The 25459-nt window shown below is 55.6% G+C and carries 24 protein-coding genes, 2 tRNA genes and 1 pseudogene; 3 read left to right on the top strand and 24 right to left on the bottom strand.

Translation table 11 applies throughout. The features are described 5' to 3' along the window. From AC2FNB_RS07135 to AC2FNB_RS07115, 5 genes and pseudogenes are all read right to left on the bottom strand, one after another. On the bottom strand, nt 1-1412 hold a 1412-nt coding region (locus AC2FNB_RS07135), incomplete at its 3' end, for a hypothetical protein (protein WP_496745353.1). Between the two features lie 68 nt (nt 1413-1480). Next, nucleotides 1481-7693 (bottom strand): hypothetical protein, encoded by a 6213-nt coding sequence (locus tag AC2FNB_RS07130; protein WP_496745351.1) that lies wholly within the window; start codon nt 7691-7693, stop codon nt 1481-1483. Between the two features lie 82 nt (nt 7694-7775). Continuing rightward, complete coding sequence (locus tag AC2FNB_RS07125) at nt 7776-9134, bottom strand: HlyD family type I secretion periplasmic adaptor subunit (RefSeq protein ID WP_496745350.1); 1359 nt, start codon at nt 9132-9134, stop codon at nt 7776-7778. Then, nucleotides 9131-10900, bottom strand: coding sequence for a type I secretion system permease/ATPase (locus AC2FNB_RS07120; protein ID WP_496745348.1), 1770 nt, complete (start codon nt 10898-10900; stop codon nt 9131-9133). The genes AC2FNB_RS07125 and AC2FNB_RS07120 overlap by 4 nt, the downstream gene beginning before the upstream one ends. Nucleotides 10901-11083: 183 nt before the next feature. After that, nucleotides 11084-11215 (bottom strand): annotated as a pseudogene (locus AC2FNB_RS07115) (IS6 family transposase); the annotation flags it as partial. Between the two features lie 101 nt (nt 11216-11316). On the opposite strand from AC2FNB_RS07115, the gene AC2FNB_RS07110 reads away from it, so the two are divergent. Then, entirely contained in the window at nt 11317-11478 is a 162-nt protein-coding gene (locus AC2FNB_RS07110; RefSeq protein WP_496745346.1) for an IS1096 element passenger TnpR family protein, read from the top strand. Between the two features lie 597 nt (nt 11479-12075). Here AC2FNB_RS07110 and AC2FNB_RS07105 read toward each other — a convergent pair. The 16 genes from AC2FNB_RS07105 to AC2FNB_RS07030 all read right to left on the bottom strand — a co-directional run bounded on the left by AC2FNB_RS07105 (nt 12076) and on the right by AC2FNB_RS07030 (nt 21668). Continuing rightward, nucleotides 12076-12150 (bottom strand) — tRNA-Phe (locus AC2FNB_RS07105). A 79-nt stretch (nt 12151-12229) separates the two neighbouring features. Then, a complete protein-coding gene (locus AC2FNB_RS07100) occupies nt 12230-12412 on the bottom strand; it encodes a DNA gyrase inhibitor YacG (protein WP_496745344.1) in 183 nt (60 codons plus the stop codon). Then, nucleotides 12409-13431, bottom strand: a complete 1023-nt coding sequence (locus AC2FNB_RS07095) for a ribonuclease E/G (protein ID WP_496745342.1) — start codon at nt 13429-13431, stop codon at nt 12409-12411. The genes AC2FNB_RS07100 and AC2FNB_RS07095 overlap by 4 nt, the downstream gene beginning before the upstream one ends. Continuing rightward, the gene (locus AC2FNB_RS07090) at nt 13428-14006 is read right to left on the bottom strand and encodes a Maf family protein (protein ID WP_480751576.1); all 579 of its coding nucleotides are present in this window, start codon (nt 14004-14006) and stop codon (nt 13428-13430) included. The genes AC2FNB_RS07095 and AC2FNB_RS07090 overlap by 4 nt, the downstream gene beginning before the upstream one ends. Nucleotides 14007-14016: 10 nt before the next feature. Continuing rightward, nucleotides 14017-14235: a translation initiation factor IF-1 gene (gene infA / locus AC2FNB_RS07085; protein WP_005978431.1), complete on the bottom strand. Its 219-nt coding sequence runs from the start codon at nt 14233-14235 to the stop codon at nt 14017-14019. A gap of 90 nt (nt 14236-14325) precedes the next feature. After that, nucleotides 14326-15201, bottom strand: coding sequence for a carbon-nitrogen hydrolase family protein (locus AC2FNB_RS07080; protein ID WP_496745340.1), 876 nt, complete (start codon nt 15199-15201; stop codon nt 14326-14328). Between the two features lie 67 nt (nt 15202-15268). Next, the gene (locus tag AC2FNB_RS07075) at nt 15269-15538 is read right to left on the bottom strand and encodes a DUF4242 domain-containing protein (protein WP_480751573.1); all 270 of its coding nucleotides are present in this window, start codon (nt 15536-15538) and stop codon (nt 15269-15271) included. 271 nt (nt 15539-15809) lie between these two features. Beyond that, nucleotides 15810-16403, bottom strand: coding sequence for a GNAT family N-acetyltransferase (locus AC2FNB_RS07070; protein ID WP_496745339.1), 594 nt, complete (start codon nt 16401-16403; stop codon nt 15810-15812). Then, nucleotides 16396-16794: a ketosteroid isomerase-related protein gene (locus tag AC2FNB_RS07065; RefSeq protein WP_480751571.1), complete on the bottom strand. Its 399-nt coding sequence runs from the start codon at nt 16792-16794 to the stop codon at nt 16396-16398. Before AC2FNB_RS07065 ends, AC2FNB_RS07070 begins: the two co-directional genes overlap by 8 nt. Beyond that, complete coding sequence (locus AC2FNB_RS07060; protein ID WP_496745337.1) at nt 16791-17249, bottom strand: arsenate-mycothiol transferase ArsC; 459 nt, start codon at nt 17247-17249, stop codon at nt 16791-16793. Before AC2FNB_RS07060 ends, AC2FNB_RS07065 begins: the two co-directional genes overlap by 4 nt. A gap of 3 nt (nt 17250-17252) precedes the next feature. Next, complete coding sequence (locus AC2FNB_RS07055; RefSeq protein WP_480751568.1) at nt 17253-17732, bottom strand: UPF0262 family protein; 480 nt, start codon at nt 17730-17732, stop codon at nt 17253-17255. A 121-nt stretch (nt 17733-17853) separates the two neighbouring features. Further along, complete coding sequence (gene hisD / locus AC2FNB_RS07050; protein ID WP_496745335.1) at nt 17854-19155, bottom strand: histidinol dehydrogenase; 1302 nt, start codon at nt 19153-19155, stop codon at nt 17854-17856. A 100-nt stretch (nt 19156-19255) separates the two neighbouring features. Further along, entirely contained in the window at nt 19256-19735 is a 480-nt protein-coding gene (locus tag AC2FNB_RS07045) for a GNAT family N-acetyltransferase (RefSeq protein WP_496745333.1), read from the bottom strand. A 29-nt stretch (nt 19736-19764) separates the two neighbouring features. Continuing rightward, entirely contained in the window at nt 19765-20241 is a 477-nt protein-coding gene (locus AC2FNB_RS07040; RefSeq protein WP_496745331.1) for a DUF2948 family protein, read from the bottom strand. Next, entirely contained in the window at nt 20238-21506 is a 1269-nt protein-coding gene (murA, locus tag AC2FNB_RS07035) for a UDP-N-acetylglucosamine 1-carboxyvinyltransferase (RefSeq protein ID WP_480751562.1), read from the bottom strand. Before murA ends, AC2FNB_RS07040 begins: the two co-directional genes overlap by 4 nt. A 6-nt stretch (nt 21507-21512) precedes the next feature. After that, nucleotides 21513-21668, bottom strand: coding sequence for a hypothetical protein (locus AC2FNB_RS07030; protein ID WP_480751561.1), 156 nt, complete (start codon nt 21666-21668; stop codon nt 21513-21515). 83 nt (nt 21669-21751) lie between these two features. On the opposite strand from AC2FNB_RS07030, the gene AC2FNB_RS07025 reads away from it, so the two are divergent. Continuing rightward, nucleotides 21752-21826: transfer RNA gene (locus tag AC2FNB_RS07025), tRNA-Thr, on the top strand. A gap of 226 nt (nt 21827-22052) precedes the next feature. Further along, nucleotides 22053-22406 (top strand): phasin family protein, encoded by a 354-nt coding sequence (locus AC2FNB_RS07020; protein WP_480751559.1) that lies wholly within the window; start codon nt 22053-22055, stop codon nt 22404-22406. Nucleotides 22407-22482: 76 nt separating this feature from the next. Here the strand turns inward: AC2FNB_RS07020 and AC2FNB_RS07015 are convergent, their stop codons facing one another. The 3 genes from AC2FNB_RS07015 to AC2FNB_RS07005 are packed head-to-tail and all read right to left on the bottom strand — an operon-like array spanning nt 22483 to nt 25458. Next, nucleotides 22483-22728 carry a MoaD/ThiS family protein gene (locus tag AC2FNB_RS07015; RefSeq protein ID WP_480751558.1) on the bottom strand — a complete coding sequence of 82 codons (246 nt, stop codon included), beginning with the start codon at nt 22726-22728 and terminating at the stop codon, nt 22483-22485. Further along, nucleotides 22721-24979: a xanthine dehydrogenase family protein molybdopterin-binding subunit gene (locus AC2FNB_RS07010; RefSeq protein ID WP_496745328.1), complete on the bottom strand. Its 2259-nt coding sequence runs from the start codon at nt 24977-24979 to the stop codon at nt 22721-22723. Before AC2FNB_RS07010 ends, AC2FNB_RS07015 begins: the two co-directional genes overlap by 8 nt. Continuing rightward, the gene (locus AC2FNB_RS07005) at nt 24979-25458 is read right to left on the bottom strand and encodes a (2Fe-2S)-binding protein (protein ID WP_480751554.1); all 480 of its coding nucleotides are present in this window, start codon (nt 25456-25458) and stop codon (nt 24979-24981) included. The genes AC2FNB_RS07010 and AC2FNB_RS07005 overlap by 1 nt, the downstream gene beginning before the upstream one ends. Nucleotide 25459 lies beyond the last annotated feature (1 nt).

Genomic DNA, 25459 nt, shown 5'->3' with positions numbered 1-25459 from the left:
GGATACCATCTAGACATAGAATCGTTATTGTCGAAAAACCAATGCGGTTTTGCATTCAATAGATTGATCACAGGCTTCCCAATTGATCCGGCCAAATGTGCCAGACTGTTATCAACTGTCACTATCACATCCATTGATTCAATAGCTAACAACAATGCAGGCAGGTCTGAAATTGATGCACCCAAGTCCGATATCAACAGATCGGCGCCAGTAGCTTCCAGCCGTTTTCCCTCTGTTCCCGGTTGAAGGCTGAAAAAGTTGATATCCTCTTCAGTCACAGCCAGTTTTATGAACTCAGAAATAGGTCCTATCCGATCACGCTTACCGACCGTAGGAGAATCGCCAGCCCATGCAATACCAACCTTGAGTTGCCCATCAGAATCGTCGATCTTCACTTCATTCCGGGAAGGCTTTCCCGGACTCCACCTAACAGGTGCCGGGATGTCGTCCTCCGCTTTCATAATATTTCCAGGTAAGTCAAGAAGAGAACAGAAGTAGTCGAAATCTTCCGAACAAAGAGACGATAGTGACCGCGAATTTTGGTCGGACCATCGTTCATTTTTTTCGGCCCCATCATATATCTCAGAACTCACTACAGTATCAGCAAGCCCCGACGGAAAAACTTCCATCAATTGTTTACTACAAGAAAAGGTCGTTATTGCACCCTGTTCTTTTAATGGCTGCAGGAAGCGAGAAAGTAGAATTGTATTTATAGAATCCTTCTCCGACAAAACCAGAATGCGGCAACCCTCTACATCTTCGCCTCGCCAGCGAGGGACACTAGCAAGCGATGATGGTAGGGCATTGTCACTGTTGGAAAAGATATCAGCCGCCAATCTCCAGTTATTCAACGCCTTGGAATCATGTATTTTTGCCAAGGCAAGTTCTAACTTACATTCTTTGCTATCTGGATACTTAATAGACAATTCTTCAATCATATTTAATGCAGAAGAACCATCACCGCAATCTCTCTTGATTCGAGCCAGCCGAATCATATTCAGCAAACTTGAATCAAAATCCACCGATTTTTGAGCGTTTTTAATAGCCATCTCGTACTCACCCAAATCCGTGAGCAGCAGTGCATAGTTCATTAAAAGATCGGAATCAGTATTCCCAAAATCTTTCTTGGCGCGACGATAACATCCTACTGCTGCGGCCAGCCGTCCAAGATATCGATTACACACGCCCATATTATTCAAAACATGAATGTCTACATACCCAATTCCTGTAAGTTTTGTATAAATCTGCAACGCTACATCGTAATTACCTTCCTTCATAAACTTTAATGCCATCTCCAAGGCGGTGGAAATGTGCTTTTCCGGATCATTCAAAAAATCCAGGAGTTCTTTTGGTAACCCGTTTGCCCCGTCGCCCCCTAGATCTTTGCTCTCTAGCGATGTAAAATCTGCCAATTTTTCACCCTCATTTGTGTTTACATTTCTTGTGGCGACGTGAAATCACATCGCCACAAGTTTTTTATTTACGCCGCCAGGATGTAGTCGCTTTCATCCCAATTGGACGAGTCAAAATCGTAAAGGGTGACCGTTCCATGGTTCTGAACAGAAATGACTGTATCCAGACCGGACTGAGTGACGGAAATATTCGAACCAGATTCAAACTGCAATCTGTCCAATCCGTCTTGGAAATTATCGACAAAATCGTTTCCAAAGTCATCACGGAACACAATCAAATCGCGTCCTCCACGAGTATCGTAAAAGTCGCTGCCGCCGCCGCCTTCAAACTCTTCGTCCGTATCATTGCCCAAAAGCGTATCGTTGAACAATGTTCCTTCAACTTTTTCTATATTTCGCAGAGTTGAAGTAGTACGCTCTCCACTATTTTCAGTATAGAAGTATGTGTTTGCCGCCGTGTCGACGTGCACTCGGTGCTGCAATTGTGAGAAAGACACTTTATCCGTACCTGTACTTCCATCGACGTAATCGGATCCGCCGATGATTAAGAACGCGTCATCACCTCCTCGTCCGTCATAGTAGTTGTCGGCAAGAGAGTCGGTAATCACTTCGGTGATCGAAGACCCATAGACGACTTCAAAGTTTTGCGCGCCGGCACCGGCACCGACGATGGCCGTTCCCGTTTCGTCGAACAATGTCACGACTCCTCTCACCAGATCGACGGTAATGAGATGCTCGTCCGTCTCCTGGACAGCAACCAAGCTCAAGGTGTCTCGGCCACCGAGACCGTCCACGGTAATGACTTCGCGCAGATTTGTGAAAAACACATCGTCATTGTTGGTCGCCGTGAAGGCTTCGATATCCGTGAAGAAATCCTTATCTGCGTTTTGGTCACTTGAAATAATCGCACCAAAGAGAGTGCTAAAGTTGAAACCACCTTGGTGAACAGTACCATCCGTTTGGTTGATATGAATGCCGTGGCTACGATCGTAGTCGGAAATCGTGTAGTCCACGACATCGAACCCGCTTCCTCCATTAAAGACATCGCGTCCTTCTCCACCAGAGAAGAGATCAGAGTCATCGCCGCCGTTCAGGGTATCATTTCCAGATTCTCCGACCAGAATGTCATCGCCGGCTCTACCAGTTATCCTGTCGTCATCAGCACCGCCATGAATCACATCCTCAAAGGTACCGCCAATGAGTGTGTCATTCCCACGACCACCGTAAATAAATCCGCGACCGAAGTTGTTCTGGAGGTGATTGGCATCATCAGATCCTCGCAGTTCCACCTCAAACTGACTGACAAAGCTATTGACGGCGTTTATTCCAGATATAAAGGAAGTCGGATCTCCGGAAACCCTGGGCTCCACTATGTTTAACGTGAAGCCACCCTCCTTTTTCAATTGGATTATTCCATTCTCGGCATCCGGAAGAAAAGGAAGATCGATTGTTTCCGTCGAAATCAGCCTGACGGTATCTTCGGATGCGTCAAAGTCAAAGTTGATTGTATTAGCGGCATCAACATCGATCTGGAACGTATCCGCACCGGCTCCGCCAATGAGGGTTTTTGTTCCTGATCCGCCAGACACAATCAGGAAATCGTCATTGGCACCGCCGATCAGGGTGTCATTTCCATTGCCGCTTCCTGCTTCAAGCGTATCATGCCCGTTCCCACCGAAAAATATGTCAGAGCCTTCACCACCAAGCAAATGGTCGTTGCCTTGCCCGCCAGACAGGGTGTCGTTTCCGCCCCCCCCAGCCAGGACGTTCCGACCTGAATCGCCTTGCAGGTAATCTGCCAAATCGGTGCCTATGGCGTTCTCAATTCCATAGAAAATGTCCAGATATTCATCGATCAGCAAGGAACCAATCTGGCTTATAACTGGTGCGGTTGATGTCTCATCCAGGTCAAGAACCGCGTTGGAAAGCCGATACGCCCTAATAAACTCCATATTGACGAACACACCGCGCCCCCCGTAGCCATCTTTTTCATCCGGGTCCAGGGCATAGCTGATAGTATCGCTTCCCCCTTCACCGTAGATGACATCATAACCGGTCCCTCCACTTATGGTGTCATTGCCATCGCCGCCATATATCGTGTCTTCTCCGGACCCACCTGACAACGCATCGGCCCCTGATGATCCTCTTAAGCGGTCATGTCCGGCCGTTGTGTCGACAGTGACACTTCCGAACCCCTCGGGTGCGGTGAAAAAGTCTACGTTAAGAACATTCGGATATACAATGGAACGGAATTCCGCCGATATCCATTCGTTAGAGAAAGGTTCATCGGTATTACTTCGGTGCAGTGTGACGGTAAATGGGTCGGAAATATCCCTCAATACCGTTATAACGACGGTACTTGTATCCGCCCCGGTCACAGAAACTCGATCCCTGGTTAGCAACTCGTTCAAGTGGATAGTTTCGCCCGCGCTGTAATCTTCAATTACTATATGCGAACCCCGCTCGTAGTACAGAATGAAGGCATCGTTCCCCTCTCCTCCTTCCAGAGTATCGCTGCCGAACCCGAACAGAACGTCGTCGCCTTTGCCGCCCCTCAGAACGTCGGCCTCGCCTGTGTCATATACCGTGCCTCTGCCTTCAAGACCGGAAAGCACATCCGCCCCGTCGCCTCCGATAATCAGATCACGTCCAAGGCCGCCATCCAAAGTGTCATTTCCCGCACCCCCGCGAAGGGTATCATTGCCTGCGCCACCGAGCAGGCTGTTCGCACCCTCCGTACCTACTATTTCGTCGTTACGATCAGAACCGATTGCATTTTCAATAGAGGTGAGTTCATCAGCAACCAAGTTATCTACGCGGGTTCGGGTGTACCCCTCGTCCAGACGGATAATAAAGCCATCGTCTGCATGCCCTGCCCTTTCGTCGGAATCCAGCGAGTATGTGACTGTATCAACGCCCTGTCCTCCATCAAGAGTATCCCGACCAAACCCGCCGGACAGCACGTCGTCACCGTCGCCGCCGCGGATTTCGTCCGCCCCCCGCATACCAACCAGGACATTTGTATTGGCATCGCCAATTATTCTGTCACCGACGTTTGTGCCAAATACGTCTTCGATGTTTCTGAACTCGTCAATTGCGCCTCCATTTCTGAGGGCATCAACTGCCTCCTGATCCTCCCGCAGGGACCGTACCGAAGCAAGATCCACTTCGTTTCGGTCATCGACGACGATTATATTGAAGGACGAGAGCCGAGTTGGAGATCGGCCTCCCGGCAGAGAAATGAGCTCATTGGGCCCAAAATTCCGCAAAGCCCGCACAGTTTCTACATCGGCGATAATGTAATAAATCTTGCCGGTGCCCCCGGCCGTATCAGGGGATCTGTCGCCAAATGTGAATCCCAGACCTCTGTGGGATGCATTGGAAAGACTGCCATGCTCGTCAAAAAAGAAAAGTTGGCGGGCCTGCTGCAGCCGACCAGCGTATCCACCTTGCGGATCCGTTGGAAACCAATCAACAACTTCGGAACTGACCCCAAGACCATCTGCAATATCTATTGCCAATTGATGGTAGATCGAATTGAGTTGTTGTGTGAACGCCGTGCTTCCGTTCACTCTTGCCCCGTTCAGGTTCGCGTAAACCTTGCCGAAAGAACCATCATCATCTTCTCTCAAATCGACATCGATACCCACCAACCCGTTTACGATCCCTTCACTCTGATCAAAGTCAGTCGCATACGAAAGTGTGTCGGTTCCTTCGCCGCCATCCAGGCGATCAAATCCACGACCACCGACAAGAATATCATTTCCGTCCTGGCCATTGAGCGTATCGTTTCCGCCCAAACCTGACAGAATATTCGCCTCTCCATCACCGGTAATGATGTCATCGCCTTCCGCACCGGTGGCATTTTCAATATCTACCAGTGTCGATCTTGACACTTCACCGCTGCGCTGTGTTGCAACACCGGTCTCCAGATTGATGTCGAACCCGTGATTTTCCCTAGTATTTGTGGTCGGGTCTTGTTGAAACGATACGGTGTCACTTCCTTCGCCGCCGTATAGAACGTTGATTCCCGTTCCGCCGGCAAGCAGATCGTCGCCATCGCCGCCATAGATAGTGTCGTTGCCGCCATTCCCGCTGAGCCGGTTTGCCTCGCTGCTTCCGACAATGATCTCATCTATCGCGTTACCGGAATAACCTTCGATGCTGTAGAGCTGTTCATTCCCCAATGAAACAAATGTGCCTGCGGCGTTCCGCGCCTCATAGGAAATGATACCGGGTTGTCCATTACCGTCTTCAAGTCTAACCGTTAGCCTTTCAATGGCTTCCGGCGCAAGGCCGCCTATTCTCAGATTGTTCTCACCGGCCGTGGAAACAGTGTCAAATCCAACACCTCCAAAATAAACATCCCTGCCGGCTCCACCTACCAGATAGTCGTTACCGTATCCGCCAAACAGGATATCATTACCGCCTTCGCCCGAGATAAAATTATTGCCAAAACCACCTCGTATGATGTCGCCAAGATCTGTGCCCACTACGTTCTCAATCGAAGACAATTCAACCGCCACTAGCGCGGATTCCTTTTTTGATAGATTGAAATACAGACCCCCTAAAAAATAACTAGTATCGGGATGATCACTATCGCGGTAGGCTCTTGGTTGGCTGAGCGAATATTCATAGTACATAAAAGATGCAAAGAAGCCATCGCCATTCGTATCGTAGTCAATAAGATCAGAACTAATAGGCCCTGAAAGCAATTTCACCCCATTCTCGAGGCTCACGTCGCTGGTGTTATCAATGAAAAACGCCGCGTTTCTTAAGCTTCCATTCAAATTATACGTATGACCTATATCAACGAAAAGGCCAAAGTTACGGTCATTAACGATGATGAAACCAAGAGTTTCCGTAAACGTAAGCCCATCTTTGGTTGTGGCGTCAATCTGGAAGTTGATCGTGTCGTTTCCTTCGCCGCCATCGGCCAATGTTCTATTGGTGCCAGGGTTGATTACGTCATTCCCGCCTTGGCCGAAAAGCTCGTCAAAGCCGCCTCCGCCAAGAATCGTATCGTCTCCATAGCCACCATAGATCCGATCAGCGCCATCCCGGCCTTGCAGGAAATCATCGCCAAATGTACCATACTGATCCCTCGGGATCGCCCCATCAATCACATCCGCCAATAGTTGAGCAATATCAATTATAAGATTGATGATAGTGATTGCCGCTCCGACAATGGTCCCAACCGGACCGCCAACTGCAAAGGCAATAGAGGCAACAATGCCCAAAACCAACTGCACGGCATCCACGGCAAAGTTGACCGCCGTGTTAATTTGCTCTTCTGCAGACAAATCACCGAAATCTCGGAAAGCCAACACTCCGGATACAGCGAATGAAGCAACGCTGAGCGCTGCACCTACGACTGCAAGAGTTGCACCGACAGCCTGAACGCCAGTCGCAGCCGCTTGGCCGAAACCTGCGGCAACTTTAGCGCCGTTGGAAACGAAACTAGATCCCCCGAGAAGACCGCTGATGCCACCCAGGGCCAAATTGGTTGTGCCTCCCGTAAACAACTGCCCGACGGCCAGCGAAAACCTGGTGACGTTGACAATTGTGCTCAAGGACGACGACGCTATGCCGAGAGAGGCAGAAACAATGGCTACAAAATCGTTGTCCTCGATTGCATCCTGAAGCGCGCTACCGCTGAATCCCAAAGAGGTTACGCTTGCTGTGGACGAAAGAAACGTACCCGCAAGAGACAGATTAACGCCAGGTGCGCCAACTCTTTCCCCGGGTTCGTAAATACCTTTTAGGGAAATTGTTCGGTATAGCGGATTAACGCCAGCCTCCAGTTCGGTATAACCTTTGGCAATTCTGTTTTGTATCACCTGATCAATAGCACCGGCGGAAAGAAAAAAGGAATTGAAAGTACCGGATCGAATATTGTTAAAAATTTCATTTCCCAAACGGGCTTCTCGTTCGATACGTTCCTCCTCCGTTTCACCCGTCACAGGAATATTGTTACTGTCAATTATTTGCGAAATATCGGACAAATAGTCCTGAAACTCCTCGTTCTCACGCAGCGTTTCGTATATTACCGTGACCTCTGCGAGATTGTCGTAATTTGAGAACTCTTGAAAAATTCGATCCGTCAAATCTTCCCTGGTCGTAAACTCACTGGCTCTTAAATTTTCGATAATAACCCGTACAACTGCTTCCGCCATTGCGGACAACTCCGGGCTATTATTGATCAAATTCCGCAGCTCGTCCGAAATTTGTTCATTTAACAGTGCATCTTGGATGGCGTCTTGTACTGCCGAGTCTTCCATGTTTCTATTCCCGTTTTAGTTCTCAAGAGTTGACGAAGGTTGGGCTATTTTCGGATCTTTGCTCAATTCTGGGTTTCTGTTCTTATTCCTCTTTCAAAGCCCTCCTGATCTGATCGTTGATTGGCTTTAGGAAATAACTGGCGGGGCTGCGCCCACCGGTATTAATATGAGCTTCAACCGGCATACCCGAAGTAAGTTTGTACTGGTTTTCTCCCAAACGACTTTTTTGCTGTTCTGAGAACTTTATTTCAGCAGAATAATACCCTGTTAAACCATCCTCACTGACAATTTTATCAGCGGATACTTGTTGAACTTTTCCCATAATTTCCGGAGTCGTCCGCGTATTCAGCGCAGTAAACAACAGCGAAACTTCTTGTCCCTCTGAAACTCGATCTACATCCGTCAGTTTTAACTGAACGTCCGCTATCAAATGTACTTCACGAGGCACGATCGACAACAATACCTGAGCTGGCTGGGCAACCGCCCCAATATTCAGAATTGCCATATTGTGCACAATACCATCCACTGGAGATCTTATGAATGTTGCCTCCAGTTCAGACTTTAGTTCTTGCTCACGCACGACGAGTTCGTTAATACGGGCAGTAACACCCTGCAACTCACTAGAGGCGTTTTCCTTTATTCTTGACCTGATTTCTTGGAGCTCAATTCCAAACTCAGCGACGGCCCCCTTCAATTCAACTATTTCAGTGTCCAGCGCCGCTAGTTGTCCAAGAATTTCATGAACCGCCTGGCGTCTGGCCGAAAGGTCCCTTTTGGATGCAATTCCCTTTAGGACCAGTTTCTCTTGGGCCTCCAGATCTTCTCGTATAAGGTCAAGACGCGCTGTTAATGCAATTTTCTGGCGTATTTTTGCAGAGATTGCGTTTCTGGCATTTTCCTTCTTATTTTCATATTTTTCCTCGGTCACTTTTTGGAAAATTAGAGAAATTTCATGGTATCTCCGGTTTTCCGAAATGATTTTTTCCGCTTTCGATTTGAACCCCCCCGTGTTTTGAAAAAACTCCGGAAAAAATATCCCTGTGCGCCCTTCTCTTAATGCAACCAAGCGAGCCCGCTGACCTTCCAGTTCGAATCGTTCACTTCTTACAATATTCAGATCGGCCTGTAAGTTCGTGTCATCCAACTGGATCAGTGTGTCTCCTCTCTTGACGTATTCACCGTTTCGAACATGGATTTTCGCAACGACTCCACCGATTTCATGCTGAACCTGGAACCTGTTCTTCGATCCACGTAACTCTCCTTGAGCAATTACAGCGCTTTCTATTGTTGCGAATGCCATCCAACTACCGACAATGGCTATCAAAGCAACTAAAGTTATTATTCCCCCATTTTTGTGGAATTTATTTTTTTTAAACAGCATTGTTTCCGGATTTAGTTCAGTTTTGCCGTCGGCCTCGCTCTTTGGAGTTTCATTTTTCATTGGCCAGCTGCCTTCTTGCTTGTTATGTCAACTGGTTCCGCCATGATCTCCCGAAGAACCTCGTCTCGAGGCCCATAGGACACTTGCACTCCTTCTTTTAGCATAATCAATTTGTTGCATTCTGATATTACCCGTGGTCTGTGGGCGGTAATTACTATAGAACAGCCTTTTCCCTTTAGGGTCCTGAGCACCCTGATGAGTGCCTCCTCTCCCTTGCTGTCCAAATGGGCATTGGGTTCATCTAAAATGACCAACTTAGGTGAACCAAAAAGTGCTCTTGCAAGGCCTATTCTTTGTTTTTCCCCACCGGAAAGACCGGACCCGCCATGTCCAACGAAAGTATTGTATCCATCTGGCAGATCTAGAATTAGCTCATGAGCATTCGCGAGTTGGGCAGCTTTAATTATTTCGTCATCTTCCGCGTTGGTGGAAAATCTTGCGATATTCTCGGCGATGGTTCCGCGAAATAATGTAACGTCTTGAGGTAGGTACCCAAGATGTCGCCCTAGTTCGTTCTGGTCCCATTGATCATATGAGGCTCCATCCAAACAGACCGACCCGGAAGACGGAATTATGCTTCCAGTTAACATTCGTGCAAGTGTTGATTTGCCACTTGCGCTCGGTCCTAAAACCCCAAGAGCCTCTCCCGGTTGGACTTCAAAATCCACGCCTCCCAACAACGGCTTCGAGGAATTGCCGCGTCGACCGTAAACAATTCGACTGGCATTGATATGTCCGGTGGGTTCCGGAAGTGCGACTCTATTGGGCGACGAGACAGTTTTATCCGAAAACATCCCCCCGATAGCCAAATACCCTCTTCGTGCTCGCGTTATGAGTGGCCATTGGCCCACAATTTGATCGACGGGCGCCAAAGCTCGTCCCAGAATGATGGAGGCAGCGATCATGACACCTGGTGTCGCAAGGTCCTGCAAAACCAATGCGGCGCCAATGCCCAATGCGGCAGATTGGAATACCATTCTCAAAGTCTTGGATGACACGCTTCCGATCCCGGAAATATCTCCGACTTTCATTTCGGCATTTAACCGCTGTCCCAACCAATTCTGCCATCTTGAGACAATATCTTTCCGCATACCAAGTCCCTGAATGGTTTCTGTTTGAAACCATAAGGCTTTTTGGAATTCTTCGCTCTCTGCCCCGAAAGCAACTTGTCGATCTTGTTCCTTTTTTTGCGTTCTTTGACTGATAAACGCTATTGTCGCCAAAATGAGCATTGAAGCCACAGCCAGAACACCGAAAATCCAGTGAAAAACAAATAATATTCCTATGAACATGAAAGTCCAAGGTAGATCTATTATCGCTAAAGGGACCGAGCTGGATAAGAATTTTTGCACAACCTCTAGTTCGGATTGAGCACTGGAGCTTTTGGCCTGTTTTTTGATATCCTTGGCTTGTTCCAACGAAGCGAAAAAGACTTTTTCCGATAGGGAATACTGCATCGATATAGACGTTCGTTGCAGTAGTCTCCCCCGAAAATAGTCGAGCAAACCCATAAAAGTATACAAGGCCAACGCCAAAACCGAGACAGCGACAAGGGTCACATTTGATCCGCTTGCCAACACTCGGTCGTAAACCTGCAACATATAGATCGGGCCAGTTAGAACTAGGATATTCACAAAAAGACTAAATGCGACAATTGCACTTATGTTTTTATCCTCTCTGATTGCCGCAGATATTGGATTCCCCATAAACCTTTTCCAACCTTCTTTTGTTATGCGTACAGTTTTTGCCTCAGCAAAAACATGCATTAGCGGTTTATCTTTAACACCTTTAGCGGTAGTGATTCGTTTTTAAACAATTTGAGGAAGTAACAATTATAAGGATAGTAACATTGTCGTGATGTGGTGCATTTTATTATTGCGGTGGGGTATTATTCCGTTTCCAGAATATTTTTCTTGAAACCGGAAAAGGAGCATTGCCAACTTGTTTGCACGTTCCGCGAGCAGATCTTCAACTTCAGCGGCGCTAAGCGCAAAGTGATGGTAGACCCAGACTGCATAGGCAATGATCTCGCGCGGAAAATGAAAACCCTTCAGGCGCGGCAATTTGGGCTGTGTCTTCATGAGTGAGCGGTTAGGAGAGTACCGCAAAGTGTGGGGCAGTTGAATTTCGGGTTTGATGCTGGCAGTGATTTCTCGTGTCAGCCGGCCCAAGAGTCTACCAATTGAAAATTCGCCTTCTCAGTATCAGCGCGATGATCTGGCAGCGGGTGCTGGTGCCGGCCTCGATGATCCTGCGCGAGTTGCACGGCGTTCTAGAGGTCGCGATGGGCTGGGAGGGACTTCATCTGTTTCTCTTCGACATTCATGCGATGCGGTACGGCTGACTTGAATTGCATGCTGCGAACCCGGACGGTTACCACGTATTTCAAGAGCGCCGCGATGAGACGATGAGTTATGATGCCTGGAGGGACATGGGGATCATGACAGATTTTCTTTAAGACATCGTCGTAGCGGATGCCCCCGAAAGGAAGGTTTCCGATTTCCTGTCCGACGATGTTGAGGCTGCGATCGAACGGATAGCGGCGCGCAAACCGTTCGTGGAGGGGAAGTTCTCGCGAGGTGGCTTGAACTTACGGTTTCACGCTGAAGAGCATCACAATCTGATGCGCCAGCAGATGTGGTAAGGGGTGTCCGGAAAGGAACGGTTACGGACATGCCTCCTCAATATGTCCTCAATTCATATTGACGTGTCCGTCCGGTGACCCTGACGTGACGCTGAATTTTTAAGTGTCGTAAGTTTTCAAGCTTCATGGAAACTTCAGATTTCCGGCTTGCCGACAAGAACCGCGAGACCATGGCCACACTGGAAGAAGAAAAGCGAAGGCGGGCCGAAAGAGTCAAACCTTCGCAGAAAAGTGTCAAACCCGACCGAAGCGAGGATCAGCCATGAGAAGAAACTACCATCATGTCAGATAGTTGAATGGTGCCCGGGGGCGGAATCGAACCACCGACACGAGGATTTTCAATCCACTGCTCTACCCCTGAGCTACCCGGGCACGGGAACGGTGTTTGCCGTTGGGTGGAGGCCTTCTATGACTTGCCACAGGCGGTGTCCAGAGGCTTTTTGACATTTTTTCAATGCGGGCGTTCGGACGCTGAAGTGCGAGGTTCGACCGCCTCTTCCACGTCGTCCTCACGTTCGGACGGCAAGCTGTATGAGCCGTTCAGCCACTTGGCCAGATCCAGATCCGCACAGCGTTTCGAGCAGAAAGGGCGGTAGGTTGTCGTCGTCTTGTCACCACAGATCGGACAGCTCATTTCAGCACCTCCGCCAAGGGAATTCTCCCGCGTTTGCGCTGCAACTCGAAATGGCCCAGCGGGGTCCATCCAGCCAGAATCGTTTCCTCGCTGTCTTGCCTGAAGGCCGCGCGCAAGGCGGCCTCGAACCCGCGCCGGTCCTTCTTCGGCATGGGGGCGAGGTCCAGCGTGATCTGTCCGCCCAGGCCGCGCACCCGCAGCGCGCGTGGCAGGATCTTGGCGCATGCGAAATTGGCCTTCTGACCTGCCGCCAGGGACGTATCAGACCCGGTATTCACATCCACGGCGACCAACGCGCGGGTTGGCTGGATAAACAGTTGCCCGCCACCTGCAAGCGGCTCGGCAATCGCTCGGGCCGTATCCAGCGCATCCAGCACGCCATGAACCTCGAACCCGCCAGGTTGCGTCACCACCTCGGCCGTTTCGGTCCAATCGCGCCAGGCAAGGGTATGCGGGCCGTCGCCTTCGGCAAGGATCTCAGGCGCATCCCCCTGGTCGCTCAATACCTTGTCCGCCAATTCCGCCATGGCGGCGATATCCTCGGCGATTGCTTCCGCTTCGGCTCCGTCGCAGCACGACCGCAGGATCAGCCCGTACGCGCTGTCGCCCATGTGTTCATGGGCAATTTCCAGCAACCTGTCGCGCAGGTCCTCGTCGCGGATGTTGCGCGAGATGTTGAAACCCGGCGCATCCGGCGTGACGATGGCATAGCGGCTCTTGAACAGCAGCCGGGACGTGACCGGGATCGCCTTGCCCGGCTCGGCATAGCCGGTGACCTGCACCAGCAGTTGCGCACCGGGCGCCAGGCCTTTGACCTGCCGCAAAAAGGCCGGGCCGTCTGGGGTCGACAAAAACATGCCGCCCTGCCCTTTCACGGGCCGGTCCGCGCGGGCGCGATAGATAGTTCCGGGCGCAGGCGCGTCGCCTTCGATCAGGAAATCATCCAGCCTGCCATCCACCATCAGCGCCGCCGCCTCGCGGTCGTCTATGTGGTCCAGAATGATTGTGCGGCCTTTCATGACACCTCCTGATACAGCGGCAAACCTGCCGCCTGCAACAAACCCGACGTCTCCGCCAACGGCAGGCCGACGATACCGGTGAACGACCCGCTTATCCACGGGATGAAGGCACCCGCAGGTCCCTGAATGGCATAGGCACCGGCCTTACCCTCCCAGTCGCCGCTGGCGAGATAGGAATTGATTTCCACATCCGACAGCCGCTTGACCTTGACCTGGCTGACCACCTCCCGCGCCCAAAGGTCATCGCCGCGCCGCACGGCGACGGCGGTGATCACTTGGTGGCGACGGCCCGACAGGGCATAAAGAAACTTGGCGGCCTCGGCCGCATCCAACGGCTTGCCCAGAATGCGGCGCCCCAGCGCTACGGTGGTGTCGGCGCACAAGACAACGTCGCTGTCCCCGGCCTGCACCGCCTGCACCTTTTCCCGGGCGATCCGGGCGCAATAAGGCCGCGGCAACTCGCCTTTATGGGGCGTTTCGTCAATGTCTGGAGGGGATATCTTGTCGGGCCGCACGCCAAGCTGAGCCAGCAGGTCCAGCCGCCGCGGACTGCCCGATCCCAGGATGAACGCCATAAGGCTGGCGTTACTTGAAACGATAGTTGATCCGACCCTTGGTCAGATCGTAAGGGGTCATCTCGACCTGCACCTTGTCGCCGGCCAGAACGCGGATGCGGTTCTTGCGCATCTTGCCTGCCGTATGTGCGATGATCTCATGGCCGTTTTCCAGCTCGACCCGAAACGTCGCATTCGGCAGGAGTTCCTTCACGACACCGGGAAATTCGAGCGTATCTTCCTTGGCCATGTTCTCTCCTTAAATACGTTGCACCCGCAGAATCTACGGGACGTGCGCTTAAATGAGCGCATTTTCCCCTTAATTCAAGGGCCGAATTGCCTAGATGCCACAGTTTGTGACGGATAAGACGCGGGGTTCCTGCTCGGCCCAGTGGGCCCGGTTCAGCACCCGACCATCTGCACGCACATGGGCAATCGCCCCAAGGTCCACCTCGGCATAGGTCCAGCCGGGCTGGTTCAGCCCGCCCTCGGCCAGAACACCCGTTTCGGGGAACCCAATATCCGGCGGACCAAAGATGCCGCCCGTCCCGGTGTTCATATCCACCGCCTCGGACCAGTCGTTGCAGCCGACCAGAGAAGCCATGACCGTAACGCATTGATTTTCCAGTGCCCGGGCCATCGCGCCGATACGGACACGCCAATAGCCCGACAGCGCCTCGGTGCAGGATGGCACCAGGATCAGATCGGCCTCGGCCAGTGCCCGCCCCAAAAGCGGGAATTCGCTGTCATAACAGATCAGAACACCGATCTTGCCCAGCGCGGTATCGAACAGCTTGAGCGGCCCGCCCGCAACAACATTCCAGTGTTCGCGTTCGAACCGGGTCATGATCTGCTTGTCCTGATGGTCTCGCCCACCCGTCGGGGTGTAGAACTCGGCCCGGTTGACGGGCCTGTCAAATCCCGCATTCACCGGGGCCGAAGTCCCAAGAATATGGACCCCGTACTCCCGCGCGAGATTCTGGTGCAGGACAGCCGCGTCCTCCATCCGATCCGAAACTGCATGGATCGATTTCTCCAGATCTCCGGCAACCTCCGGCCCGTCCAAAGTCGAAAGCTCCATCGCGCCATACTCGGGAAACACCAACAGATTGGCCCCGTTTCCGGCAGCCTCGGCCACCCAACGATTCAGCTTGTCCTCGTACTGGGCCCAGCTATCAAGCCAATCGAGCGGATAGGCGGCGGTTGCTAGTTTCATATCGGCGTCCCCGGCTGCGAAGGTCGTGCGACCTTATGCGGGGACGCCGCGCCATGTACAGACCCGATTAGCGGGCGGTTGTCGGGTCGATGATGGTCACGACCTCGGTGATCTTGCTGGCCGGGAAACCGCTGAGTTCCGCGTGCTTGTGAATCGCGTCCTCATTTTCGGCCAGATAAATACAGAATGTCTTGTCTCCCGCGACATACGAGTGCTGCCACTGCACCCCCGGTATCTGGTCCAGCGCCTCGTTCGACTTGGCGGACGCTCCGCCCAATTCGTCGCCGGACATGCCGCCAACCCCCGGCAAATCGCGCTCAATCACATATCTTTTCATGACTTTCCCCCCTTTGGAAACCTCAAAGGTAACACATTTTTGCATATTTGTATGAGCGAATTTGACGACAGGTTTTCCCCCTGAACACAGCTTTGATCTGTCTCCACTATCGCTGCCAAATCTGACTGCGACAGGCTTTCGGCATTTTCTGGCTTGGACGGCCCAAAAGTGACCCTACGATTTTCTGGCCCGGCAAGCGGTCACTGAATGTCAAATCCGGCACCGGTTGTTGAATGGTGCGCCACAAGCGCCCAAAGGCGCGCAGCCGGGATCAGAGATCCCGGATCCAGAATTGCAACGGCTTTGACGTTTCTTCCTCGTCGCCCAGATCCTTCCACGGGAATTGGGCAACGGCCCCCGGCAATGGCTCGTACCCCCGCGCGCGCCAGAATGCGTCAAGCGGGCGATAGCTTTCCGGCCGCATCGGGTGATCGGCAGGGCGCTGCACGCTGCAAAAGGCGCATTTGGCATAACCCAATTCGCGGGCGTGGGCTTCGCGCAAGTCAAAGAACCTGTGGCCGATCCCCTGCCCCCGGTAATCCGGGATCAACACGGATTCGGCGCAATAAAAGATCTGCCCCATGTCCAGCCCGGTATCGGCAAAGGCTGCGCCGAAATCATCGGCGTGATCGGCCAACGGCATGCCGGTCGAAGCGCCGACCAGCTTGCCTCCGTCAAAGGCGCCAACCACGATGGCGCCCTCGCTTTCGACATAGACCTTCAGATAGTCGCGCTCATAGGCCAGATCGCCGTCGTAGAGATAGGGCCAAGCCCGGAATACCGCGATGCGCAACCGCGCCACATCGTCCAGCGCCGCTTCCAGCGCTGCGCCGGTCAGCGCCCGGACATCCGTGACCTTACCCATTCGAGACCTGTTTCATCCAATCGGCCAGATTGTAGAAAGTGGTGACGCGGGTGATCTTGCCGTCGCGCAGGTCAAAGAACGACCCGGCGGGCAAGCGATAGCTCTGGCCATGCGCCTCGGGCAACCCGTCATCGGTCTCCAGATAGGTGCCATTGACGATGAATTCCGCCGCCGCACGGGTGCCACCATCGGCCTCGAAAATCACCATGTCGGTCAGGTTTTCTTTATAGCAGCGGTTCATATGGGCGCAGAACGCGGCGAACTTTTCCTTGCCCTCGCGGATCTGCCCTTCGTTCACGTGATGGGCCACGTCATCGGACAGGCAGGCAAGCATTCCGTCGACGTCCCCGGCATTGAAGGCATCGAAATAGCGTTTGACGGTGTCGTTCATGTAATCTCCGTAGGCTCTCCCCAGCGCTCCTTGAGGTGCTGGATGATTTGATCGCGGGTTTGACGATAATGATGTAACTTCTCTTCCCGCGTCTCGCCGAGCCCAGTAGGGTCCATTATTGGCCAATAATCGACATCGAGGTGATAATATCGGGTGAGTTCCAGCGCCCGCCGCTGACTCGCAGGCGACAGCGCGATGACCAGGTCAAAAGACCCCAGATCGTCGCCCCATTCCTGCATCTCGTCAAAGGTGCGCGTACGGTGGCGCGACAGTTCGACGTCGATTTCCTGGCAGACCGCGATGCAGAACCCGTCAACATCCATATCACTTTTGACCCCGGCCGACTGCACATAGGTGCCGGTGCCGTAGAACTTCTTCATGATGCCTTCGGCCATTGGTGACCGCACCGCGTTGTGGTCGCAGCAAAACAGCACCGAGTGCGGCAACGGCTTCACGCGTCAGCCCCCAAAATGCAGAACGCAGATCAGGGTGAACAGGCGGCGCGCGGTGTCGGTGTCGATCTCGGCTTTTCCCTCAAGCCGTTCCTGCAACACACGGCTGCCTTCGTTGTGGATGCCGCGCCGCGCCATGTCGATGGTTTCGATCTGACTGGGCGGCATCGTTTTCACTGCGTTGAAATAACTTTCGCAGATCTGGAAATAGTCTTTCACGACCTGCCGGAACGGGCCAAGCGACAGATGAAACTCGGCGGCTTTCTGGTTGTCTTCGGTTTCGATGTCAAAGACCAGCCGCTTGTCGCGAATGGACAGTTGCAACCGATAGGGACCATCCGGAATGACCCGATCATCCCGTTGGGGCAGGTCGAAACTGTTTTCCTCAAGCAGGTCGAAAATCGCCACCTTGCGCTCCTGCTCGATCTCCGGCGTCGGCGCGGGAAGGTTGCGATCGTCCAGTTCGATATGGCTTATGTGACTCATACTTTCGGTGCTCGGAAAAAACTGCGTTCCGGCAGGGGTACAACAACGTGCAATTGGGGGCAACTGTGTGTCGCCCCGTTCCCATGGGCCACAGGATACCGCGCGGATCTGTCCTTCGGTCTCAACTGTTCAGACGATCCAGCCGCGCCCGCACCGACAATCCGTGCGCCTCCAGGCTCTCCGAAATCGCCAGCCGCTCTGCTGCCGGGCCGATGGCGCGCAGGGCCTCGGGCGACATCTTGCTGATGGTGCTGCGCTTGAGAAAGTCGATCACCGACAGGCCCGAGGAAAACCGGGCCGAACGCGCGGTCGGCAGCACATGGTTCGGCCCGCCCACATAATCGCCGATCGCTTCGGGCGTGTACTGGCCCAGGAAAATGGCGCCTGCGTGGATGGTCTTTTGGCTCAGCGCGTCCGGATCGGCCACGCACAGTTCCAGATGCTCGGGCGCGATACGATTGGACAGCGCCGCAGCTTCGTCCATGTCGCGCACCGTGATAACCGCTCCGAAATCCCGCCAGCTTGTCCCGGCAATGGCGCGGCGCTCCAATGTCTCAAGGCGTTTTTCAACCGCTTCCGCCACCGCTTGGCCAAAACCCGCATCATCGGTGATCAGGATCGACTGCGCGCTCTCGTCATGTTCGGCCTGGCTCAGCAGGTCCAGCGCGATCCAGTCGGGGTTATTGTCCTTGTCGGCAATCACCAGAATCTCGGACGGTCCCGCGATCATGTCGATGCCGACCTTGCCAAAGACGCGGCGCTTGGCGGCGGCGACAAAGGCATTGCCCGGGCCGGTGATCTTGTCAACCGGCCTGACCGCATCAGTCCCATAGGCCAGCGCCGCAATCGCCTGCGCCCCACCTATCCGGTAAATCTCGTCCACCCCGGACAGTTGCGCCGCCAACAGAACCAGCGGATTTACCTGCCCATCCGGCGTCGGCACCGCAATCGCCAGCCGTTCCACCCCCGCCACCTTGGCCGGAATCGCATTCATCAGCACCGATGACGGATAGGAGGCCAGACCGCCCGGCACATATAGCCCCGCCGCCGACACTGCCGACCAGCGCCAGCCCAGCGTCGCGCCTGCCGCATCGGTCCATTCCTCATCCTGCGGCATCTGCCGTTCGTGATAGGCCCGGATGCGCTCGGCGGCCAGTTCCAGCGCCTCGCGCTCCTCCGTCGTAACCTGGCCAGTCGCCTGCACAATCTCTTGCGGGGAAAACCGCAGGCTTTCCGGGGTCAGTGCGATACGGTCGAACCGCTCGGTCAGTTCGATCACCGCTGCATCGCCCCGCTCCCGTACATCTGCAATGATCGCGGCAACCACTTCGTCCACATCCGGGCTGTCTTCGCGCTTGGCGGCCAGAAGCGCCGCAAACGCGGCATCGAAATCGGGCGACGTGGTGTCGAGGAATTGGGGCATGGCTGGACCTCCGGGCGTTTTGCAGGGTGCATATCGCCGCGGCGCGGCGGTCTCAAGCCTCAGCCGCGGGGGTGCAGCGATTTGTGCCAGTGCCGCGTGATCAAAGTTGCTTGGTCATCGCCTGACAAGAGGCCGCCGGGCCACATTGCGCCGCCCCGTCCCCACGCCAGCCCCGTGCCTCGTAAAACGCACGGGCCGTGGTGGTGCCGACCAGAAATCCGGTTTGGTGCCCCGCATCCCGCAAGCGATCCTCAAGCCGGTCCAACAACGCGGCGCCGAGTCCCTGCCCCACCGCCGATGGCGCAACATAAAGCAGCAGCACCTCGCCGCCGGGCGATATCGCGCCAACCCCGCCGGGCTGTCCGTTCCACTCCGCCAGCCAGAACTCGGCATCGCCGTCCAGCCATTTTCGAATGTCCTGCGCGGTCTTGCCCGAGGTCCATTCAGCCAGCGCCCTGGGATCGTCGCGGTGATCGTCGCGGCACAGCAGGGTGATCGATTGCACCAGAATGCGGCTGATATCAAAAACATCAAAAACCGTGGCCCGCCGCAAGGCGATCCCCGATGCAGTTGGGGACATCGCCTGCGATATGCCGCGCTTGTTCTGCACTATTCGGGGTGGCGCGGGGCCTGCCCCGAGGGGGCGCGATAGGGCCGGGTCACGTCTTTCAGACGGGCGTCGAGCGCCTCGACATTCAACCGTATCGCCCCGTCTCCGGCCAATGTCAGCAGGATCTGCCCCGCCTCGTCTCCGGACGGTTCGAACTCGACCGACAGCAGCGACAGGATCATGTCCTTGTCCGACCGGTCGATCCCCTGGCTTGCCACCGACAATACCGAATCGAACACCAGCAGCGACTGAACCCGCTCGAACGCGCGCCCGCGCCGTTCGGCGGCCTCGCGATCCTCCCAGCGGAACCGGTTCAGCAGTAGGGCAAAGCGTTGTTCCGACGGGCGCCAGGACAGTTCCGTAACAGGAAACACCGCGTCCTGCGTCAGTGTGGCGATCACCTTCAGATCGTCGACATCCTCGGCTCCGAGGTTCAGCGGGGCTTCGCGCCCCTCTTCGAATTTTGCGTCCGTCATTGGCCCTTGATCCGTTCTATCCGCGCGCCGACGCCTTCCAGCTTGCGCACCACATGCTCATATCCGCGATCCAGATGATAGACCCGGCTGACCACGGTTTCTCCTTCGGCGGCCAGACCGGCCAGAATCAGCGAGACCGACGCCCGCAGATCGGTCGCCATCACCGGCGCGCCTTTCAACCGTTCGACCCCGGTCACCGTCGCGGTGCCGCCATGCACGTCGATCTGGGCACCCATGCGCATCAGTTCAGGCGCATGCATGAAGCGATTCTCGAAAATCCGCTCCTCCAGAACCGAGGTCCCCTCGGCGGTGCACATCAGCGCCATCATCTGCGCCTGCAGATCGGTCGGAAACCCGGGGAAAGGTTCCGTCACCACGTCAACGGCGTTGACCCTGCCGTTGCGGCGCGCCACCTTGAGGCCCTTCTCGGTCTCTTCCACCGCGATCCCAGCCGCATCCAGTTTTTCGACGAACGAGCCCACAAGCTCGATCCGTCCGCCCAGAAGCTCGACTTCGCCGCCGCAGATTGCGGGTGCCAGCATATAGGTGCCCAGCTCGATCCGGTCGGTGACAACCTGATGCGTGGCGCCATGCAGCCGCTCCACACCCTGAATTTCGATGGTCGACGTGCCCTCACCCTCGATCTGGGCGCCCATCTTGCGCAGGCAACGCACCAGATCGACGATCTCGGGTTCGCGCGCGGCGTTCTTCAGCACAGTAGTGCCCTTCGCCAGCGTGGCCGCCATCACCATGTTCTCGGTCGCGCCCACCGAAGCGAACCGCATCTCATGCACCGCGCCCTTCAACCCGCCCGGCGCGCTGGCGTGCAGATACCCGTCCTTCAACTCGATCTCGGCTCCCAGCGCCTCCAGCGCCTCGACATGCAAATCCATCGGGCGCGCACCGATGGCGCAGCCGCCGGGCAGCGACACAACGGCCTGGCCAAACCGGGCCAGCAACGGCCCCAGCACAAGGTTCGACGCGCGCATCTTGCGAACGATATCGTAATCCGCCGTGTGACTGGTCAGATCATGGCTCGACATCGCCAGAACCTGCCCGTCCTGCAACAGCGACACCTCGGCCCCCAGCGATTGCAGCAGCGTCGTCATCGTCTTGATGTCGCTCAGCCGTGGCGCATTGGTCAACGTCAGCGGTTCATCGCTGAGCAGCGTCGCCGGCATCAGCGTGAGACACGCATTCTTGGCCCCTGCAATGGGTATCTGGCCATTCAGCGGGCCATTGCCGGTAACGAGAATCGAATCCATCTGCTCTTATTCCTTTTCCTCACCGGCCTTGTCATCCGTCGTCGCGCGCGCGCGCGCCTGCGCCTTGCGCCTTGCCAGGTTGGCCTTCAGTGCCGCCTTCAGCCTGTCCTCGCGCGCAGATTCGGATTTGCCGTGTTTTTTTGGTGAATTTTCGTCTGACATGACCTTTCTCTACAGGAGGTAAAAAAAACCGTCCAGACACCCTTGCGCCGCGTTTCGTTTGCGTCTAATCACCCGCTCACCGCGCTGCCGTAGCTCAGGGGTAGAGCACTCCCTTGGTAAGGGAGAGGTCGAGAGTTCAAATCTCTCCGGCAGCACCATCCTAACTTATTGAAAACAAACGCCCGCCTCACGGGATTGAAGATGTGCGCGCCCAACTGCGGGACAGATCTGACAGGATAGGCTGGCGGTGATCCAGCAGTTTTTGTGACCCCGCACGATCCAGATCAAGGACCGGCAAGCTCAAACCAGCTATGGACAAGCATCGGGTTTCGCGCAGGCGGCGACGAAACAACCCGATACTCAGTCTGATACAGGAGCAAGGCCATGGCAAAATCGAAGAATACGGATGCAGACCTGGACGCAACCGCGCCCGCGATGACTCTTGGCTTGATGGGTGTCAATCAGACCGCGGCCAAAGCCTGGATGGACATCATGTCCGAAAGCACGCGGTTCGTGACGGATCGCCTGCAACAGGACTTTGAAACGCAAAAGGCTCTGCTGGCCTGCAAGACCCCGGCGGATCTGGTGAAGGTCCAGTCGGAGTTTTTCAAGACCGCGATGGAGCAATATACCGACGAGGCTGCGCGCCTTTTCACGATGATGTCCAAGGCGACGGAAGAAACGATCAAAGACACGCCGTTCCGCCAGTCCCGCGATTATGACGACGTGCCCCTCTGATAGTGGCGACGCCGGATCTTCAGGCGATATCCATTCTGCCGGTCAAAGGCGGTTTGCCATAGGAACTGGCGCAGGGCTAACCGCCCCGAAGCCGTTGCATCAGGTAAACCTCGGCCCCGTCCGGGATCGGCTCGGTCAGGCCACCGGCAATGATCCGACCGTTGATTGCCACCGACACGCCCGCATCGATGGGGCCTTTCAGCGAAGGATAGGCGCGCACCAGTTCGCGCAGCAACTCGCCGGTGTCCGAGGCCTCGACCTCGACCACCTGCTGGCCCCCGGTCAAAGACCGGAGACCAGACCAGAGGTTGACCTCAACCATCGCCCTTGAGCGCCGCCAGAATCCGCGGCGGCGACATGGGCAGGCGGCGCATGCGAACACCTGCTGCGTTCGATACGGCATTCGCGATCGCAGCCAGCGGCGGCACGATTCCGGTTTCCCCCACGCCCCGCACACCGAACGGGTGACCGGGGTTGGGCACCTCGACGATCACCGTGTCGATCATCGGCAGGTCGCTGGCCACCGGGATACGATAATCAAGGAAGATCGAGTTCTGCAGGCGACCGTCCTGGCCATAGATATACTCTTCGTTCAGCGCCCAGCCGATACCTTGCGCCGCGCCGCCCTGATACTGACCTTCGACATAGGTCGGATGGATCGCCTTGCCCGCATCCTGAATGACCGTATAGCGCGTGACACAGGTCTTGCCGGTCTCGGGATCGACCTCGGCATCGACGATATGGGTGCCGAACGATACCCCCGCACCTTCGGGCGTGGCCTCGAAATGGCCCGAGATCGGGCCGCCTGTCGCGCCCATGTCGGCGGTTATTTCGGCCAGCGGCAGCGGATCGAAATCACCAGCATTCGGCCCCGACGGCACGGCACAGCCGTTTTCCCATTTCACCGCATCGACCGGGATACCCCACTTGGCCGCCGCGCGTTCACACAGTTTCTCGACGGCATTGCGCGCCGCCTTGATGGTTGCCAGACCCGAGGCATAGGTCACGCGGCTGCCGTGACTGATGTCATTGTACCCCAGCGTCGCGGTGTCTGCGACCGTCACGCGAACGTTTTCGTAAGGGATGCCCAGCACCTCGGACGCCATCAGCGCCATCGATGCGCGCGACCCGCCAATATCCGGCGTACCCACCATCACCTGCGCCGATCCATCCTCGCTCAGCGCCAGCGACACGCTGGTCTCGCCCCCGTGGTTGAACCAGAACCCGCAGGCGATGCCGCGCCCCTGCCCCGGCTTCAGCGGCGCCGAATAATGCGGATGCGCCTTGGCGGCTTCCAGTGTCTCGACAAGCCCGATGCGGTCGTAGCGCGGGCCATAGCTGGCCTTGGTGCCTTCGTGCGCGGCGTTCTTCAGGCGCACCTCGACCGGGTCCAGACCCAGCTTGTTGCACAGCTCGTCGATCACCGATTCAACCGCAAACGCCCCCATCGGCGCGCCCGGCGCGCGATAGGCCGCCTGTTTCGGGCGGTTGGCCAGCACGTCATAGCCCACCTGCCGCACATTGGTCAGGTTGTAAGGCGCAAAGGCGCACATCGCAGTGAATTCGGCCGGCGCACCCGGAAAGGCGCCGCCCTGCAGGCGGAAGATGCCTTGCGCAGCAGTGATGGTGCCGTCCTTCTTCATCCCGATCTTGATGTCCATCGACGCCGACGAGGTCGGCCCGGTGGCCCGGAACACCTCCGACCGGTTCATCACCAGCTTGACCGGACGGTTGGCCTTGCGGCTCAGCGCCAGCGCCACCGGTTCGATGAACACCGTGGTCTTGCCGCCAAAGCCGCCACCGATTTCCGAGGCCGTGACGCGCAATTGCGACGTCTCGATACCCAGCAGCGCGGCACAGTATTTCTGCACGTACCAATGCCCCTGGGTGCAGCACCACAGCTCACCTTTGCCGTCATTGCCCAATGTGGCCAGACAGGCATGCGGCTCGATATAACCCTGGTGTGTCGCTTCGGTTTCGAAATGGTCCTCGACCACCAGATCCGCCTCGGCAAATCCGGCCTCGACATCGCCGTGACCGCTTTCGTGATAGCGCACGACGTTCGGGTGCATCCCCTCTGGCACCGAGTAATCGGCAGCCCCCTCGCGGATCACCGGCGCATCGGATGCCATCGCCTTGTCCACGTCGGTGACGTGGGGCAGCACCTCGTATTCCACCTCGATCAGCTTCAGCGCATCGCGCGCTGCCAGCGCCGAGGTCGCAGCCACCGCCGCCACCGCATGCCCGTCATACAGCGCCCTGTCTCCCGCCATGACGTTTTCCAGCACATTCCAGAACTCGCCCTCAAGCCCCGGCTTGAACTCGGGCTTGTCCGAGAAATCGGCGCGCGTGACCACCGCTTTCACGTCTTTCAGCGCCTCGGCCTTCGACGTGTCGATCTTCACGATCCGCGCATGCGCATGCGGCGAGCGCAGGATGGCGCCATGCAGCATGCCGGGCGCCTGGGCATCCGCCCCGAACTTGGCGCGGCCCGTCACCTTGTCCAGCCCGTCCGGGCGATCGGGCCGTGTGCCCACAAATCTGAAATCGGTCTTGCGATCGTCAAGCGCCATCACGAAGCCTCCCGCATCTCGGCCGCCGTATCCATCACGGCGCGAATGATCTTGTCATAGCCGGTGCACCGGCACAGGTTCCCCGCCAGCCAGTACCGCGTCTCTTCCTCGGTCGGGTCGGGGTTCTTTTCCAGCAGCGATTTCGCGGCCACCAGAATCCCCGGCGTGCAGACGCCGCATTGCAGGGCGGCATATTCGATGAACTTCTTCTGCAGCGGGTGCAGAACGTCGCCATCGGCGATGCCTTCGACGGTGCCGATCTCCTTGCCTTCGGCCTCGGCCCCCAGCATCAGGCAGGAACAGACCAGCCGACCATCGACGGTGACCGAACAGGCACCGCAATCGCCGGTGCCGCAACCCTCTTTCGCGCCGGTCAGGTTCAGCTTGTCGCGCAGACAGTCCAGCAGGGTTTCACGCGGGTCGCACAGAAACTCGACCGCATCGCCGTTGACAGTGGTTGATACGTGGATCTTGCTCATG

The organism is Ruegeria sp. BHSB058 (genome assembly GCF_059613285.1).
The sequence above is the reverse complement of the archived record's forward strand: the minus strand, read 5'-3'. Positions and strand labels throughout refer to the sequence as shown.

Bases quoted from the DNA above. Each gene is read 5' to 3' on its own strand.
- AC2FNB_RS07080 (WP_496745340.1), bottom strand. From the start codon at position 15,201: ATGAAACTAGCAACCGCCGCCTATCCGCTCGATTGGCTTGATAGCTGG.
- AC2FNB_RS07045 (WP_496745333.1), bottom strand. From the start codon at position 19,735: ATGTCCCCAACTGCATCGGGGATCGCCTTGCGGCGGGCCACGGTTTTT.
- AC2FNB_RS07100 (WP_496745344.1), bottom strand. From the start codon at position 12,412: ATGAGCTGTCCGATCTGTGGTGACAAGACGACGACAACCTACCGCCCT.
- AC2FNB_RS07075 (WP_480751573.1), bottom strand. From the start codon at position 15,538: ATGAAAAGATATGTGATTGAGCGCGATTTGCCGGGGGTTGGCGGCATG.
- AC2FNB_RS07020 (WP_480751559.1), top strand. From the start codon at position 22,053: ATGGCAAAATCGAAGAATACGGATGCAGACCTGGACGCAACCGCGCCC.
- AC2FNB_RS07125 (WP_496745350.1), bottom strand. From the start codon at position 9,134: ATGAAAAATGAAACTCCAAAGAGCGAGGCCGACGGCAAAACTGAACTA.
- hisD (WP_496745335.1), bottom strand. From the start codon at position 19,155: ATGCCCCAATTCCTCGACACCACGTCGCCCGATTTCGATGCCGCGTTT.
- AC2FNB_RS07065 (WP_480751571.1), bottom strand. From the start codon at position 16,794: ATGAACGACACCGTCAAACGCTATTTCGATGCCTTCAATGCCGGGGAC.
- AC2FNB_RS07120 (WP_496745348.1), bottom strand. From the start codon at position 10,900: ATGCATGTTTTTGCTGAGGCAAAAACTGTACGCATAACAAAAGAAGGT.
- AC2FNB_RS07010 (WP_496745328.1), bottom strand. From the start codon at position 24,979: ATGGCGCTTGACGATCGCAAGACCGATTTCAGATTTGTGGGCACACGG.
- AC2FNB_RS07130 (WP_496745351.1), bottom strand. From the start codon at position 7,693: ATGGAAGACTCGGCAGTACAAGACGCCATCCAAGATGCACTGTTAAAT.
- AC2FNB_RS07090 (WP_480751576.1), bottom strand. From the start codon at position 14,006: ATGGCGTTCATCCTGGGATCGGGCAGTCCGCGGCGGCTGGACCTGCTG.
- murA (WP_480751562.1), bottom strand. From the start codon at position 21,506: ATGGATTCGATTCTCGTTACCGGCAATGGCCCGCTGAATGGCCAGATA.
- infA (WP_005978431.1), bottom strand. From the start codon at position 14,235: ATGGCCAAGGAAGATACGCTCGAATTTCCCGGTGTCGTGAAGGAACTC.
- AC2FNB_RS07005 (WP_480751554.1), bottom strand. From the start codon at position 25,458: ATGAGCAAGATCCACGTATCAACCACTGTCAACGGCGATGCGGTCGAG.
- AC2FNB_RS07040 (WP_496745331.1), bottom strand. From the start codon at position 20,241: ATGACGGACGCAAAATTCGAAGAGGGGCGCGAAGCCCCGCTGAACCTC.
- AC2FNB_RS07070 (WP_496745339.1), bottom strand. From the start codon at position 16,403: ATGGGTAAGGTCACGGATGTCCGGGCGCTGACCGGCGCAGCGCTGGAA.
- AC2FNB_RS07030 (WP_480751561.1), bottom strand. From the start codon at position 21,668: ATGTCAGACGAAAATTCACCAAAAAAACACGGCAAATCCGAATCTGCG.
- AC2FNB_RS07015 (WP_480751558.1), bottom strand. From the start codon at position 22,728: ATGGTTGAGGTCAACCTCTGGTCTGGTCTCCGGTCTTTGACCGGGGGC.
- AC2FNB_RS07095 (WP_496745342.1), bottom strand. From the start codon at position 13,431: ATGAAAGGCCGCACAATCATTCTGGACCACATAGACGACCGCGAGGCG.
- AC2FNB_RS07055 (WP_480751568.1), bottom strand. From the start codon at position 17,732: ATGAGTCACATAAGCCATATCGAACTGGACGATCGCAACCTTCCCGCG.